At 63.7% G+C, this 14,252-nt stretch carries 15 protein-coding genes and 2 pseudogenes; 8 read left to right on the top strand and 9 right to left on the bottom strand.

What is annotated here, in order from left to right; genetic code table 11:
- From ACRDUX_RS37885 to ACRDUX_RS37870, 4 genes are all read right to left on the bottom strand, one after another.
- A partial coding sequence (locus tag ACRDUX_RS37885; protein ID WP_526422198.1) for an aldehyde dehydrogenase family protein occupies positions 1 to 967 on the bottom strand: 967 nt, incomplete at its 3' end.
- Positions 964 to 1,776, bottom strand: coding sequence for a carboxymuconolactone decarboxylase family protein (locus ACRDUX_RS37880; protein ID WP_526422196.1), 813 nt, complete (start codon positions 1,774 to 1,776; stop codon positions 964 to 966). The genes ACRDUX_RS37885 and ACRDUX_RS37880, both read right to left, overlap by 4 nt.
- 19 nt (positions 1,777 to 1,795) lie before the next feature.
- The gene (locus ACRDUX_RS37875) at positions 1,796 to 2,608 is read right to left on the bottom strand and encodes a mycofactocin-coupled SDR family oxidoreductase (protein WP_526422194.1); all 813 of its coding nucleotides are present in this window, start codon (positions 2,606 to 2,608) and stop codon (positions 1,796 to 1,798) included.
- A complete protein-coding gene (locus ACRDUX_RS37870; protein ID WP_526422192.1) occupies positions 2,605 to 3,438 on the bottom strand; it encodes a mycofactocin-coupled SDR family oxidoreductase in 834 nt (277 codons plus the stop codon). Before ACRDUX_RS37870 ends, ACRDUX_RS37875 begins: the two co-directional genes overlap by 4 nt.
- 116 nt (positions 3,439 to 3,554) lie before the next feature.
- On the opposite strand from ACRDUX_RS37870, the gene ACRDUX_RS37865 reads away from it, so the two are divergent.
- Positions 3,555 to 4,181 carry a TetR/AcrR family transcriptional regulator gene (locus ACRDUX_RS37865; RefSeq protein ID WP_526422190.1) on the top strand — a complete coding sequence of 209 codons (627 nt, stop codon included), beginning with the start codon at positions 3,555 to 3,557 and terminating at the stop codon, positions 4,179 to 4,181.
- 15 nt (positions 4,182 to 4,196) lie between these two features.
- Here ACRDUX_RS37865 and ACRDUX_RS37860 read toward each other — a convergent pair.
- Positions 4,197 to 4,320, bottom strand: a pseudogene (locus tag ACRDUX_RS37860) (IS630 family transposase); the annotation flags it as partial.
- 67 nt (positions 4,321 to 4,387) lie between these two features.
- On the opposite strand from ACRDUX_RS37860, the gene ACRDUX_RS37855 reads away from it, so the two are divergent.
- Positions 4,388 to 4,813, top strand: coding sequence for an NADPH-dependent F420 reductase (locus tag ACRDUX_RS37855; protein WP_526422188.1), 426 nt, complete (start codon positions 4,388 to 4,390; stop codon positions 4,811 to 4,813).
- Here ACRDUX_RS37855 and ACRDUX_RS37850 read toward each other — a convergent pair.
- Positions 4,800 to 5,450 (bottom strand): TetR/AcrR family transcriptional regulator, encoded by a 651-nt coding sequence (locus tag ACRDUX_RS37850; protein ID WP_526422186.1) that lies wholly within the window; start codon positions 5,448 to 5,450, stop codon positions 4,800 to 4,802. The genes ACRDUX_RS37855 and ACRDUX_RS37850 overlap by 14 nt on opposite strands.
- A 127-nt stretch (positions 5,451 to 5,577) precedes the next feature.
- Between ACRDUX_RS37850 and ACRDUX_RS37845 the strand changes: the two genes are divergently transcribed.
- From ACRDUX_RS37845 to ACRDUX_RS37825, 5 genes are all read left to right on the top strand, one after another.
- Positions 5,578 to 6,312, top strand: coding sequence for an SDR family NAD(P)-dependent oxidoreductase (locus tag ACRDUX_RS37845; RefSeq protein ID WP_526422184.1), 735 nt, complete (start codon positions 5,578 to 5,580; stop codon positions 6,310 to 6,312).
- The gene (locus ACRDUX_RS37840) at positions 6,309 to 6,734 is read left to right on the top strand and encodes a nuclear transport factor 2 family protein (protein ID WP_526422182.1); all 426 of its coding nucleotides are present in this window, start codon (positions 6,309 to 6,311) and stop codon (positions 6,732 to 6,734) included. Before ACRDUX_RS37845 ends, ACRDUX_RS37840 begins: the two co-directional genes overlap by 4 nt.
- A gap of 87 nt (positions 6,735 to 6,821) precedes the next feature.
- On the top strand, positions 6,822 to 7,445 hold the full coding sequence (locus ACRDUX_RS37835) for an NADPH-dependent F420 reductase (protein WP_526422180.1): 624 nt from the start codon (positions 6,822 to 6,824) through the stop codon (positions 7,443 to 7,445).
- Between the two features lie 119 nt (positions 7,446 to 7,564).
- Complete coding sequence (locus ACRDUX_RS37830) at positions 7,565 to 8,458, top strand: TIGR03619 family F420-dependent LLM class oxidoreductase (protein WP_526422178.1); 894 nt, start codon at positions 7,565 to 7,567, stop codon at positions 8,456 to 8,458.
- Positions 8,445 to 8,810: a hypothetical protein gene (locus tag ACRDUX_RS37825; protein ID WP_526422176.1), complete on the top strand. Its 366-nt coding sequence runs from the start codon at positions 8,445 to 8,447 to the stop codon at positions 8,808 to 8,810. Before ACRDUX_RS37830 ends, ACRDUX_RS37825 begins: the two co-directional genes overlap by 14 nt.
- A gap of 86 nt (positions 8,811 to 8,896) precedes the next feature.
- Here ACRDUX_RS37825 and ACRDUX_RS37820 read toward each other — a convergent pair whose 3' ends face one another.
- The 3 genes and pseudogenes from ACRDUX_RS37820 to ACRDUX_RS37810 form a co-directional block, all read right to left on the bottom strand.
- On the bottom strand, positions 8,897 to 9,550 hold the full coding sequence (locus ACRDUX_RS37820) for a hypothetical protein (RefSeq protein WP_526422174.1): 654 nt from the start codon (positions 9,548 to 9,550) through the stop codon (positions 8,897 to 8,899).
- Positions 9,551 to 10,391: 841 nt separating this feature from the next.
- On the bottom strand, positions 10,392 to 11,501 hold the full coding sequence (locus ACRDUX_RS37815) for an oxygenase MpaB family protein (protein WP_526422172.1): 1,110 nt from the start codon (positions 11,499 to 11,501) through the stop codon (positions 10,392 to 10,394).
- 443 nt (positions 11,502 to 11,944) lie between these two features.
- Positions 11,945 to 13,275: pseudogene (locus tag ACRDUX_RS37810) on the bottom strand (LAGLIDADG family homing endonuclease); the annotation flags it as partial.
- Positions 13,276 to 13,386: 111 nt separating this feature from the next.
- Between ACRDUX_RS37810 and ACRDUX_RS37805 the strand changes: the two are divergent.
- On the top strand, positions 13,387 to 14,252 hold an 866-nt coding region (locus ACRDUX_RS37805), incomplete at its 3' end, for a ketopantoate reductase family protein (protein ID WP_526422170.1).

Genomic DNA, 14,252 nt, shown 5'->3' with positions numbered 1-14,252 from the left:
CAGTCGGGTCGAGCGGGTCGCCGACGCTGGCCGACCCGACGGTCGCGAGGAACTTCTCCACGAACGCGTCGTAGACCGATTCGTGGATCAGTACCCGGCTTGCGCATGCGCAGCTTTGGCCGGACTGCATCAGCGGCCCTTGATGAGCTGCCATGGCCGCGGCGAGGTCGAGGTCAGCGTCCTCGAAGACGACGTTCGCGGACTTGCCGCCCAGTTCGGCGACCACCGGCGTCAGAGTGCCCGCGGCCGCTGCGAGCACTCGTCGCGCGGTGGCGTCACCGCCGGTGAAGTGGATCTTGCGGATGCCGGGGTGGCGGACGAGTGCCTCCCCTCCTTCGGCGCCGGCGGGCGTTACGTTCACCAGTCCGGCCGGCAGACCGGCTTCCACGCACAGTTCGCCGAACCTGATCGCAGCCAACGGCGCCAGTTCCGACGGTTTCAAGATCACCGAGTTGCCCGCGGCGAGTGCGGGTGCCACGCACGATGCCGCAACAGCCAACGCACCGTTCCACGGGGTGATGACACCGACCACACCGTAGGGTTCCCGCTCGATGAGATTCACGTCGAAGGACCCATTGACCGGAGAACTCGTGCCGTGCGGTTTGTCGACATAGCCGGCGAAGTGGCGAAGAAACCATTCGAGCATGTGCGCGGTACCCGCGAAGGAGATCGGCACCCCGTAGTCGTACACGTTCAGTAGTGCGAGTTCGTCGAGATGGGCGTGCACCATGTCGGCCAGGTCTATCAGCATGTCGCGACGGCGATCGACCGTCAGCGCCATCCAGGCCCGCTGCGCTTCCCGCGCTGAGGCGACCGCGTCATCGATATCGACCGCGCCGGCGAGCGGAACGGTGACGTTGGGTCGTCCGGTGGCTGGGTAGATGTGCTGATGACTTCCGCCCGAGGACCGCGTAACCAGGTCTCCCCCGATGATCAGACCTGCCGGCAACGACACTGCGGTGCTCACGTGGATTCGCCTTCCTCGGTACGCCATGCCTCGAGCACGATTTGCTTCTGTCGCCCGATCTCGTCGTTGAGCTGCGAGGCCTTCGCGCAGCCGTAGTACGCCGCGAAGTGCAGTGCCAATTCATCCATTTCGTCGAAGGTGATGTCGCCGCTCTTCAATGCCGCGTAGACGTGACTCAGGATCGGATACGGGGCGTCCTGGAACGCGACGCACGCCACCGTCACGAGACGCCGTTCCTTCATTCCCAGTCCCGGCCGAACCCACATCTCACCGAAGACGAAGTTGAGGATGCCAGCGCCGGTGTATGGGTTGTCGCGGGTGGGAACGTAGGGCACGCAGTTGACGTCGCGGAACGCTTGCTCCCCGTGGCTCAGTCGGTCCTGCGGGTCACTCGGGGTGATGAGTGGCAGCAGTGGATCCGGTGGCGGTGGGGTCAGTCCGCGCTCGCGGTGGATGCGCTCCCACTGTTCGTCGACGATGATGTTGAACCGCGATGCCTTCGGCCAGCCGCTGTAGACCGCGAAATGCAAGACGGTTTCCTGCATTTCGGCGATCGTCACGTCGCCGCTGTTGAGCGCGGCATACACGTGGTCACGCAGTGGTCCTTCGGCGTCAGCCGCCGCGACGCAGGGGAGCGTGACGAAGCGTCGGTTCCGGCGGCTGAGTCCCGGTCGTTCCCAGACTTCGGCGAAGACGAAGTCGAGCAGCGTCGCGTCGATAGGTGTGGTGCCCTCGGGTGCGGCGAACGTCATTACGTCGGCGAAGGCACGCCGTCCGCGGGTTGAGCGTTCGGTGTCGATCGTGGTCATCGGTGACAGTTCCTTCTACTCATCGCAGGGTGACGCCTGCGTCGACCTTGAATTCCAGGCCGGTGACGTACCGGGATTCATCGGACACCAGGAACAGCACCGCGTTGCTGATGTCGATCGCCTCGGCCATCACGATGGGCATGGCGTTGAGGAAGATCGGGACGAGGTCTGGGCGTGCCTCGGCCAGCAGCCCGTGCAGCGACGCGGGTTGCATCCCGGTCGCGACACCGGTGGGATGCACCGTGTTGACCCGGACATGCTGTGCGGCAAGCTCATTGGCCAGGGCCCGACTCAGTCTGACTACGCCGTGCTTGGAGGCTGTGTACGGGGTGTGCAGCGGTGTGCCCTTCAGGCCGGCCGCCGAGCTTATGTTGACCAGGCTGCCGCCACGCTCGACGAGGTGTGGCAATGCGGCGGCGCAGGTGTTCCACGTTCCGATCAGGTTCACGTCGACGACCGTGCGCCACTGCTCCGGTGTGGTGGTGTCCCAGGTGCCGACGGTTAGGACGCCAGCGTTGGCCACCGACGCATCCAGTCCACCTAGCTCCGCGACGCCATCGTCGACGGCGGCTGTCAAGGCCGCAGAGTCGCGCACGTCCACGACATGGGTGATGGCACGCCTTCCATGCTTCTCCACCAGGCGTGCGGTCTGCATCAGGTCTTCCCGTGACGCAAGCGGATATTCGACTTCAGGCAGCGATTCGCAGATGTCGACGAGGATGAGATCGGCTCCCTCTTCGGCCAGGCGCACGGCATGGCTGCGGCCCATCCCCCGGGCCGCGCCGGTCACCAGGACGCGCTTGCCCGCAGCACGTCCGGCAGGCGTGCTCACAGCTTGTTGCAGAAGCCAGCGTCCACGGGAAACGTCACCCCGGTGACGTACTTCGCCGCATCGGAAACCAGGTAGGCGATCGCCGCGCTGATGTCCTCGGGCTCGAGAAGCCCGACCGGCATGGGGTTGTGAAGGTGCGGCCCGACACCGCCCGGGTAGTTCTCCAGGAATGACGTCATCGCCGGATTGACGGCCATCATGGTGTTGACCGCCGTCGGGTGCACGGTATTCACCCGAACACTCTCCGGGGCAAGCGCATTGGCCAGCGTCCGCATGAGCCCGACGATGCCGTGCTTGGATGCCGCATAGGCCAGTCCCCCACCCTGCAGGCCGCCGAATCCCCTCAAACCGGCGGTCGAACTGGTGAAGACGATCGACCCACCGCGCCCGCCTGCCAACAGGTGCGGGATGGCCGCCTTTGCGGTGTGGAACGCACCCACCAGGTTGACGTCGAGCACGTCGGTCCACTGCTCGAGCTCTTCGGTGATGGTCAGCTCGCGAAACGCCATCGTGGCGATGCCGGCATTCGCGCAGACAATGTCTAGGCGCCCGAAGTGCTCCACACCTACCGTGAGCGCGTCGTTGACCGCGGCGAAGTCACGGACGTCGGCCACCGTGCCGACCATCTTGCCGCCCGCCGCCTCCACCAGGGCAATGGTTTCGTCGAGTTCGTCGCGGCTGGCCATGGGGTAGCCGTTGGAAGGAATGTCGGCGCAGATGTCGACACCGATGATGTTGGCGCCGTCGGAGGCCAGGCGTACGGCGTGGCTGCGGCCCTGCCCACGCGCTACTCCGGTGATGAATGCGACCTTGCCGTCTAGTGAACCCATTGATCCTCGCTTCGTTGCGCCGGCCACACTCCGGGGCGATGTGTGTCGTGAGTAACCGTGTTACACCGGGGTACGGTAACCTGGTTACTCAGAGACGGCAAGGGGGTGCACGCACGATGGTCGAAGTGGAGGTGAGCCCTGATGACACTGGTGCGCATCGGGACCGGGTACTCGACATCGTCGCGGTGCTGCTCGAAACCGAGGGATACGACGCGGTCCAGCTGCGCGAGGTCGCGCGCCGTGCACGAACGTCGCTGGCCACCATCTACAAGCGTTATTCGACCCGGGACGAGTTGATCCTCGCCGCGCTGCACGCCTGGATGGACGAGCACCGGTACGCGGGCTTGGTCCACCAGTCCCCTCCGCCCGGCGAGTCCGTCTATGACGGGATGATGCGCCTGTTGCGCTCGATCTTCGAGCCGTGGGAGCAGCATCCCGCGATGCTCACGGCGTTCTTCCGCGCACGGGCGGCCCCGGGAGGGCGGGAGCTCTTTCGCCGGGGCCTCGACATCACCGTGCCGTCCTTCATGCTGGTGCTCGCCGACGTCGACGACGAATTCGTCCATGATCTCGAGACGATTCTCTCGACCGTCATCTACGGCCTTCTTGGCCGCTTCGCAGCCGGCGAGCTGGAGATCACCGACATCGTGCCCATCCTCGACCGCACCGTGTACTGGCTGACGACCGGATACGGCGCAACGGCCCGAGCTTCAGCGGGCACCACGTCAAGTCGGGAAACCTAGTGGTGTGTCTCGGATTTAGCTGACTTTTTTGAGGGCGATGCGTCCGCGGGCGACTTTGGCGAGGATTGACTCTGCTGTCGCGGTCCAGACGTAGGGGCGGGGGTCCTCGTTGTGCGTCGAGGTATTCCTGGATCGAGGCGCTCGACAACGGCGCCACGGCCGGAACGTGGGGCGCAGCGCCGGCCGGCAAGATCGTCATCCTCGCCGTGCTATTCGACAGCGCCGTGCCGGTCGTCAGCCAGTACGGGGACGCGCTGGCCGGCAAGATCATCGTCGACATCACCAACCCCTTCAACGCCAGCGTCACCGGGCTGGCCGTCCCTGACGACACCTCCATCGCGGAAATGGTCGCCGAGGCCGCCCCCGCAAGCGCCCATGTCATCCAGGCGTTCAACACCGTCTTCCGCGACGTCCTGGCCGCGGGCGGTCCGGTGGACGTGTTCATCGCCGGCGATGACGCGCAGGCCAAAGCGAGACTGTCAGTGTTCATCGAGAGCCTCGGACTGCTTCCGCGGGACAGCGGCGACCTGAGCCTGGCGCACTGGCTCGAGGGCGCGGGCCTGCTGTCAGTAGGCCTGGGCCGGCATGGCGCGGGGAACTACAACTTCTCCCTTGGCGTCACCTTCGGCTGAGCTCGCCGCCAGATCCGGCACGCGGCCCCGTTTCGGCTGACAGGGTCCCGCCTGCGTCGGGCGGTACCGCGGCGATGGGGATGGCGTTGTCGATGAGGACGACTGCGATGGCGGCGGCGGTGGCGAAGGTGTCGGCGTTGAGGACTCGGTTGCGGGCCGAGGCGCCATCCAAGAGCAGCGCCAGTTGTTCGCCGAGCTGTTCGGGGTTGGTGACGCCGGCCTCGCGGGCGGTTTCGGTAAGCCGCGCGGCAAAGGCCGTCTTGTAGTCGCGGGCGTGTAGGCGTGCCGGGTGGCTCGGGTCGTTGATTTCGACGGCCGCCGCGATGAACGGGCACAGAGGCGCGTGAATGTCGAAAGCGGCGAGGAGCCGTTCACGGGGTGTGAGGTCGGTGCGGTCGAACACCTCGGGCAGGATGTCGGGATCGAATCGGCGTAGGTGTTCGGCGATCAGCTCGTCCTTGCTGGTGAAGTGCTGGTAAAACGTGCGCTTGGACACCTGGGCCACCGCGCAGAGCTGGTCCAGGCCGGTGTTGTTGATGCCTTGATCGCGGAACAGTTGTCGCGACGCGGCGAGGATGCGCTCTCGTGCGCCCCGGCCCCGGCGCAGGCCTCGCGGCCCCTTCTCTAACTCCGTCATACCTCCAGCGTAACCCAGTTGGGTACCGATCGGTGTGCATAACTTGCATTCCACACGACCGTCCGAGTACGTTAAGTACGCAGCTCGGTGTACATAACACCGGCACTACGGAATGGCTGGAGTGATCATGGGAAAGCTCGATGGCAAGGTCGCAGTAATCACGGGCGCGACAAGTGGCATGGCGCTGGCCGGTGCCAAGTTGTTCGTTGACGAAGGAGCTCACGTCTTCATCTCGGGCCGACGGAAGGACGAGCTGGACCAGGCCGTCGAACTGATCGGACGGAATGTGACCGGCGTACAAGGTGATTCGGCCAACCTCGACGATCTGGACCGTTTGTACGACACGGTCAAGCAGGAAAAGGGCGCGATCGACGTGTTGTGGGCAAGTGCCGGGACGGGCGCACAGAGCAGGCTCGGCGAGATCACCGAGAAGGACTTCGACGCCGCCTTCGGGCTGAACGCGCGCGGCACGCTGTTTACGGTCCAGAAGGCGCTTCCGCTGTTCAACGACGGAGGCTCGATCTTCATGACCGGGTCAAACGCATCGCTGCGGGGCTACCCCAATTGGAGTGTGTACGCGGGAAGCAAGGCCGTGCTACCCGCCTACGCACGGGTGTGGGTGTCCGAGTTGAGGGACAGGAAGATCCGGGTGAACGTGCTGACCCCCGGCCAGGTCGCCTCGCCGATGTTGGCCGAGGTGATGGACGAGGAGATGAAGGCGCAGTTCGAGTCCGTGATCCCGCGGCGAGAGATGGGCCGCCCTGAGGAGATCGCGTCGGCCGCGTTGTTCCTCGCGTCCGACGACTCGAGCTATGTCAATGGCATGGAGCTGGTGGTCGACGGCGGGACCACGGTCATATGACCGCCTTCGCCCCGCACCGCGACACCGTGGAATTCTTCGTCGACTGCATGCACGGCGGCGCAGACAAAGACGCTCTTTCCGGAATCCTCGCCGAGGACGTGGTGATGTACGGCCCGCTCGGCGATGAGCCACTCACCGGCCGCGAGGCAGTCCTGGAAGCCATGCGGGGGGTCGGCTCGGTGGCGGCCGACCTCACCTACTCCGAAGTCCTCAGCGGCGAGACGCACCACGCCGCGTACTTCCGGCTGCAGATCGAAGACACCGTGGTCAACGGAATGGACTACATCCTGCTCGACGCGGACGGCAAGATCGCCGAGGTGACCATATGGTGGCGCCCGCTGCCGTCCGGCGTCGAGATGCAGGGGCACCTTGCTGGTCTCCTCGGCATGCAGCCCTGGGAACTTCTCACCAACGGCGAGTGACGACGAAGGCCGTGTCCTCCTTCACGAGGGCTCAGCCAGTTCGGCTCGATCCAACCTTCCGATCGACAGTCAAAGACAGGACACCTCATGACCAACATCAGCATCATCGGCACTGGGAACATGGCCCGCACCATCGGCACGCTGGCGGTAGCGGGCGGCAACACCGTCGAAATCATCGGCCGCGATCACACCAAGGCGGCTGACCTGGCCAAGGCTCTCGGCGGCAGCACCACGACGGGAGAGTTCGGCGCGGTCCCGGCCGGGAAGATCGTCATCGTGGCCCTGCTGTACGCCAATGTCGTTCCGGTCGTCGCCCAGTACGGAAACGCCCTCGCGGGCAAGGTCATCGTCGACATCAGCAACCCCTTCAATTCCGCGGCCGACGGGCTCACCGTCCCCGATGACACCTCGATCGCGCAGGAAGTTGCCAAGGCGGCCCCGGTCAGCGCCAGCGTGGTGAAGGCATTCAACACCGTCTTCGGTGTCGTCCTGGCCAAGGGCCGGCCGCTCGACGTCTTCATCGCCGGCGACGACGCGCACGCCAAGACGGGCGTGGCGGAGTTCATCGAGAGCCTCGAGCTGCGCCCACTGGACGTCGGCGGCTTGAACATGGCGCACTGGCTGGAAGGTGCGGGCCTGATCATGATGGGCCTCGCCCGCCACGGAGTGGGGAACTTCGACTTCGCCCTCGGCGCAACGGTTCCCGGCTGATCCGCACCGGCCCGAGCCGAGAACGAACGGGGGCGCCGTCATCCAAATAGTGGTTGACGGATCACCGAAACGTTCTCAATGTCGGCGGACGATGAGTCTGCCTAGAGAGGATTCTCGCGATGAAGCTTGGTTTCGTCATTCCCTTTGTGGGGCCCGCTGTCAGCAGCGCCGCTGGCCTGAGCGCGTTCTGCCGCGGATTGGAGGACCTTGGCTACGACACGCTGTGGGTCGGCGATCGACTGGTCACGCCGGTTGACATGCAGAGCACCTATCCGGGCAAGGAGCAGCCGTACCCGCCGCAGATGACCCGTTACCTCGATCCGGTGCTGCTGTGGACGGTCGCCGCGGCGGCGACCAGCCGGGTGCGGCTCAACGCCAGCACGCTCAGCACGTTCTACTACGAGCCGGTTCACCTGGCCCGGCTGCTGACCACGCTCGACGTGCTCAGCGACGGCCGCCTCGACGTCGGCGTGGGAGTCGGGTGGATGAAGGACGAATTCGACATCGCCCGCGGCGCGGACTGGCGCCGGCGCGGGCGGATGCTCGATGACCTATTGGCGTTCCTGCGCCAGTGGTGGACGAGCACCCCGGTGTCCTGGGACAGCGAGTTCTTCTCCCTGCCGCCGGTCCATGCCGACCTGCGCCCAGTTCAGACCGGCGGTCCGCCCATCTGGATCGGCGGTGCCAGCGAGGCCGCGATGCGCCGGGTCGGCCGCAGCGGCACCGGCTGGCTCGGGGTCGAGGGGCTGCAGGACTTCGACCGCTCGTGGTCGATTGCGCGCCGTGCGGCGCAGGACGCCGGCCGCGATCCTGACGCGCTGAAGACGGCCATGCGGATCAACCTGGAAGCGGGCACGTCCGTTGACTCGATTGTCGAGAAGCTCGAGCGCTTCGCCGGGTCCGGTATCGATGAGGCGATCCTGGATGCCTTCGCGATGTTCCCCAGCCTTGAGCAGATGGTTGACTTCGCCGGCCAGGTCATCGCCCGAAGGACTGATCATGGGAGAGCTTGACGGCAAGGTGGCGATTTACGCAAGCACGCCGAGTCCTGCGGCCGCACTCTCAGCGGCCACCGTGCAGCGGATGGTCGATGACTTGGAGGCCTTGGAGTTCGATCGCCCCTACACCCTCAGCAGAGACGGCACATCAGCTGGGCAAGCGGTCATTTCGACCATCTCAACTAAACCCCGTTCAGGCCGCGGATGCTCCCGCACGACGTTCCTGTCCCGGCTTCGTGGGATGGCGCGCAAGGCTGTGCCGATGTCCGGCCGGGTTTTGCGCCTGGCCAGATGGATCGGTCTCGATCGATCCATCCCGAACACACCACTGTTCAGCGGCCGGGGCACGCCCGAGGCGGGCCTATGAGTGGGCCACCCACCAGGTGCAAAGCGCATCGAGACCGGGATGTCGTTGGCTCGCAAGACCATCAGCGGCTCTCAGCGGTGACGCTGTCAGAGGACCGTGAACGTGTCGACCGATAGGAAGAAGCCCCGCGGTCCGGGCCCGTCGGCCTGGGTGCAGGTCAATCCTTCGACGGCTGACATGCAGGTGACCGTGCGCCCCGACGGCAGCTCGGCGGTCACGGCCTGACCGTAGGCCAACGTATGTGGCGAATTGAATCCCTCACCCTGGATGATGGTCGCGCACGGTTCCCGCCCACTCTGGAAGTAGCCGAATCGCCGTGTGTGACTCTGCTCCTCGCCGGGGTAGAAGCCGCACAATGCGCTATCGGCGACTGTGTGTGAACGGCCCTCGGTTTGGCAGGCCAGCGTCCCGTCCACCACGCGGCACTGGATCTGACCGGTCGGCGTTCCGAACGAGTAGTACGGCCACTCGGCCGATCCATCGGCGAAATCCGAGAGCGGCCGCGACGCGGCGGGGGCGGGGGCGGCCGCCGGCGTACCACCCTGCCCGCCGGTGCCGCCAGGGCCCGCGTCGCTGTCCGTGGCCGAGGGGGCGCTCGACGCCGATGACGTGACCGTGACGGTCGAGGCGGCCAAGTCTGCGTCGGAGGATACCGACGACCCCGAGGAGCAGCCCGCGATGGCGGCGGCGAGAGCGACGGTGGCGACGGCAGTCGCTCCGAGGCGTGCGACTGTCTTCATCGGCTCTCCGCGGGTAGCGATTCTGTTCGTGTCTACGGCATTTCGTTGCTTATTGGCGGCGACGTTGCTAGGTCTTGACGAGTTCGATCGCCTCGATCGCCGGGGCGCCCAGCCACACCACCGCATCGTAGCGGCCAGGGCACTGCCTATGCCTTCTCAAACTTCATGTCCACTAGCGGCGCTCTGACCTGCTGGAGCGCTAGCGATCTCACGTCACGTCCACCCTACGAATTCTCACTTACGTGTGGCGGAGTGCTGCGTGATTCATCTGTTGAATCATCGCCCGTCCTCTTTCGCTCACCACTGCTCCCATCGTTTTCGGCTGCTGCACCAACCTTTCCGCCCGCCGTCCCTGCGGTCGAATGTTCTATCATCGGGATTCCAGCCCTCAAATCGTGCGAGCTCAACCGATATGCCCTTGCTCTCGGCAATTCTGGCCCTGTTCGCACTGGGCTCCACGACTAGCACGTCACATCCACGAGCCAACAACTGTTCAGCGAAATGCCGGTACCCGAACCAACATCGAGCACACAGTGCTGCCGTGGACACGTCAACTCATCGATCAGCGCCACCGGATAACGCGGCCGATACAGGTCACACTCTCTCGCTACGGTCCCGAAAGACTGCGCGCGAACTCGGTCGACATGTGAAGACCGAATGTTGATCATTCGCCGAACATAACCCGATAGCAGCCCATCTGCCGAGCCCCACAAGAGAATAATGCTTAATCAACACGCAGGGTTACCAACAATAGGCCACCTTTATAGCCCGGATCTCCAGAACCGCCGTACGCCCAGGACAGACAGTGCGGCCGGGTGAAACCGGCGGCCCAGCAACCTTATTAGCTGGAAGCCGGCACCCCATTCGTCTCATCTATTGGTGTATTTTCTCGCGCGACGCGGCGGGCGCGGTTTTCCCGGAGTGCTTGCTGTGCGGACTCCAGCGTGATGTTGCGTGGATCGACCCCTTCCCGCTCAAAGCCTTTCACCGCAATCGGCAAGTAGAAAAACTTCAGCGGGAGGAGACGCTCGAGAACCGCGTACGACCGCCGATACATATGCATAAAACGGTGGGAAATCTCCTCGTCCTCGGGGGTCCATTCTAATTGGAACAGCTCCTGCACATGGGGCGGATAACTATTAACAACGACTTGCCGCCGCCCCGCCAACCAGGGCCACACAAATTTCTTCATGACTGGAGGCCACCACCGCGGCGCCAGGCGGCGCTCCATAAATTGTTCCAGCATGACCTGAGTTACCTGTGAGTTCACCAAATGATTACGCTCGATGTTTTCCAGATACTGCTCGAAGTCGTCGTACGTATCCGGCTGAGGACTATCGTCCACCCCCCACAAGCTGTACCACTCCTTGGATTCCTCAAATATCTGCTCTTTCATCGCCCGTGGCATGGACCCGCTGAAATACAGTTGCTCGGTTACGATTATCAATAGATGATAAAAGAAGGTGACATGCGCAAAATAGAAGGTTTCCGCATTCAAGGCATGAAACGTGCCGTCCTGCAGTGTGCCTTTGACAGACTTGTGCATATTCCGTGTCTTCAGCCCATATTTCTTCGCATCTTCCGGAGCGTCGTACACCGAGCCATAAATGTACTCGTGCGATCTCTGATGCCGTATTTTATATATCTTAGCGCGTGCGCCGAAAGAACTGTCACCAGTGAAGAGAACAGAACCTGCGGTCGCTCTCCCCATCTGCGGCCACGCTCCCGCAATGGGACCCAAGACTGCGCTGCCGAAAAATGCGACATCAAGACGCCCCCAATACTTCCAAATCAGGGAATCAGCGGGAATCGGATGCTGAAAAAGATCTTTCCGAGTTAAACTGTCATCGCCGGTAAATTCTGTCACCCTGACTTCTTCTGGAATCACCAACTCTGGATCAAATGTTGTCTGCATGATTTTCTTAACTGCCTTGATGCCCCGGACCGCCATGCCAAACCCCCTGCGTTGCCGATACCCGTTACCTGGTTAACCTCAGTACCCGGCCGATCACACTCCCAGCCTTGGGAAGGTGATCGACTGCCCTCATCACATAACCACCGCAATGGCGACGGCGTCTAATTTCACACCAGAAATAATACTGCTCCCGGTCCCACCCAATATCAAGTGGAGGTACGGGTGGTTACCGAGCGGCCAACGCGGCGTTCAGGTCGGCTTGGGTTTCCTGGCTGCGTCGTTCCTTGACGGCGGTCGTGACTGCCTTCCTGGTTGCGCTCCCGGCAACCGATAAATCTCCCCCAAATGTCCAATTGGACATCGAGTGGGCACCGCCGATAAACCCGATCATGTGAAAGCTGAACCACGGCAGGTGTAGCTGATGAGCCACGATTATTGCCTTCGTCGGGCCGTCGGACCTCTTGAACCAGGATCAGCTAGTCGCTGCCCAGCGGAGCACGGACCGAAATCCCTTGGGCGACAAGGTTCTGCGTGCTATCGACGACAACGGCGTACACGTCGTGCTCACCGATACTGGTGATGTCGACGATCTGTCCCAGAAGACGTCATTCGTGGTGAGATCGTGCAACACCTGGTCGTCGAGGATCGCGGCGGCCCGGTGAAGTCGACCTCGGCTCGGCGAATGCTTCCACATGGTCGAGCCGCAAAACTTGGTACCCATCGCCTGGGCGAAAGCGCTGTGAGACATCTGTCTCTCTGACAAGGCCGGCCGCACCCGATCCCAGACTTCCCGCGGAACCGTGTCGACGTTCTCGTTACTCCGCACGCCAGCCAGATTCGCGAGTACCTTACGTGCGGCAAAGAACTTCACCCCGTGCATGTCCACGTTGCGTAGGAGTCGCGTCTGGTTGTTCGCTCCTAATACGTTGAGGAACCAGTAATCACGGTAGCCCGCCTTCGGCGCGCAATAGGCCCGCGAGGGAATGCCGAACCGCAACAACAGTTGCCTGACGTCATCTATCAGCTGTCGGCTGGTTGACCCGTTATAGATCCGCCCGATGCCTTGCTTCGCATCCCACGTAACGCACCCGTCCGTGGCCCACAGATGCCGTAGGAACAGGGCCACCTGATCGTTCGGCAGCGCGAACACCTTCGCCGGCACGAACTTCTCGTAACTCCGCAGCCCGAATAGGCCGAGGTCGTCGAGCCAGGCCGCGACAGGATTTCGCCTCCCGTGCGTCAGGTGATACGGAGCGGGCGACCGCAGTGTGGTGACCCGTGCCGCGGCGTAGTCATCTCGCACCGCGGTAATACCGAAGTGCCTGGCGGCCGTGGTGACAGCGGCCAGGTTCTGCTCGTCGATGCTTGCGTATCGGATCGGCTGACGCTTGACGCAAAACCCATCGCCGATCATGTGTGCCAGCAGGATGACCTCCTCGTCGGCCATCGGGTGGCTCTGTACGGGTGCAGGTATGCGACGCGGCACCGCTAGCCGATCGCCAACCTTCAAGGCGCTCAATGGTGTCCACCCATCGAGCGTCAGAAACGAAGAGTTGGCCGCGGCCTCCATCTCACGGCCGGAGGCCAGCCGCAGCGTGAATACTTCGTTCCGGCCGTTGGGGAGCACGCTGGCCATCGGCTGCGTCACCAGCCGCTTCCGTTCGTCGAGCGACCACACCAGAGGCCGCGCACCGGTGCGCATCAGCTCGCCAATCGAGACCTCGGAGCCGTTGTCCGCACGCAAGATTCGCATCCCAGCGGTGAGACAACCGGAGCCACGGAGGTCGGATGGCATCTGCTTCCTATCGGTACAACACGCATGTCGAGATGCAGCCAAGATTGACCAGAATCGCAGGGGTACTTTGACAAGACGTCGGCGTGTCGTCTGGGCTTGTCAATCTTCGCTGCGTAAGTCCAGGTCATGGATGATGGAAAGATGCAGATCGCGATAGTCGGGCCGGGCGGTATCGGTAGCACGTTCGCTTTCCAGCTGTCCGAGGCCGGTCACGACGTGACTGTCATCGCGCGTGGCGCCCGACTCGACCAGTTGCGCCACGTTGGGGCCATCGTCACCGTCGAGGGCGAGCGTGCAGCCGTTCACGTCAGTGCCGAACTCGATACGACAACGGACTGGGACCTGGTGCTCGTCACGGTCCTGGCGTCGCAGGTTGATGTGTTGCTGCCCGCGCTGAGCGCCGGCGCGGCCAAGTCCGTGATGTTCATGTTCAACACCTTCCAATCGCTGGATCGGCTGCGCGACGCCGTCGGGCCGCACCGCTTCACGTTTGGCTTCCCAGCGATCGTCGCAGGCCTCAACGACGGCCAGCTGACCTCGACGATCCTTCGCCGAGGAATGCTGACGACGGTTTCAGATCCCTTATGGGCCAAGGTCTTTACCGACGCTGGCCTTCCCGCAACAGTGCATCTGGACATGGAGAGCTGGTTGCGCACCCATGCCGCGGTAGCTGTGCCCATCGTTATCGCCGGCAGCACCGCGCTCCGACGTGGGGGCGGTATATCCCGGGCCGAAGCGGTCAGGTTGGCACGCGCCATGAAGGAAGGGTTTCAGCTGGTGCGCCACCTCGGTAACGCCGTCACCCCCGCGCCTATCGCCATCATCAGCCACTCGCCGGTAGCGGTGTTGGCCACGTTGCTCTGGACCCTCACCCGGTTCGACGCGTTCAACAGGACGATCGCCGTTGCGCCCGCCGACGAACCGCGCACGCTGATCGATGAGATGAGCTCCACATGGCCGGGGCACACGCCCACGCTGCTCGCGGTCAGACC

Origin of the sequence: Mycobacterium sp. (assembly GCF_050701675.1) — a bacterium.
Classification (GTDB): Bacteria; Actinomycetota; Actinomycetes; order Mycobacteriales; family Mycobacteriaceae; genus Mycobacterium.
The sequence above is the reverse complement of the archived record's forward strand: the minus strand, read 5'-3'. Positions and strand labels throughout refer to the sequence as shown.

Excerpts from the sequence above, each read along its gene's own strand:
- ACRDUX_RS37880 (WP_526422196.1), bottom strand. The coding sequence starts at position 1,776 with ATGACCACGATCGACACCGAACGCTCAACCCGCGGACGGCGTGCCTTC.
- ACRDUX_RS37870 (WP_526422192.1), bottom strand. The coding sequence starts at position 3,438 with ATGGGTTCACTAGACGGCAAGGTCGCATTCATCACCGGAGTAGCGCGT.
- ACRDUX_RS37865 (WP_526422190.1), top strand. The coding sequence starts at position 3,555 with ATGGTCGAAGTGGAGGTGAGCCCTGATGACACTGGTGCGCATCGGGAC.
- ACRDUX_RS37850 (WP_526422186.1), bottom strand. The coding sequence starts at position 5,450 with ATGACGGAGTTAGAGAAGGGGCCGCGAGGCCTGCGCCGGGGCCGGGGC.
- ACRDUX_RS37845 (WP_526422184.1), top strand. The coding sequence starts at position 5,578 with ATGGGAAAGCTCGATGGCAAGGTCGCAGTAATCACGGGCGCGACAAGT.
- ACRDUX_RS37840 (WP_526422182.1), top strand. The coding sequence starts at position 6,309 with ATGACCGCCTTCGCCCCGCACCGCGACACCGTGGAATTCTTCGTCGAC.
- ACRDUX_RS37835 (WP_526422180.1), top strand. The coding sequence starts at position 6,822 with ATGACCAACATCAGCATCATCGGCACTGGGAACATGGCCCGCACCATC.
- ACRDUX_RS37830 (WP_526422178.1), top strand. The coding sequence starts at position 7,565 with ATGAAGCTTGGTTTCGTCATTCCCTTTGTGGGGCCCGCTGTCAGCAGC.
- ACRDUX_RS37825 (WP_526422176.1), top strand. The coding sequence starts at position 8,445 with ATGGGAGAGCTTGACGGCAAGGTGGCGATTTACGCAAGCACGCCGAGT.
- ACRDUX_RS37820 (WP_526422174.1), bottom strand. The coding sequence starts at position 9,550 with ATGAAGACAGTCGCACGCCTCGGAGCGACTGCCGTCGCCACCGTCGCT.
- ACRDUX_RS37815 (WP_526422172.1), bottom strand. The coding sequence starts at position 11,501 with ATGGCGGTCCGGGGCATCAAGGCAGTTAAGAAAATCATGCAGACAACA.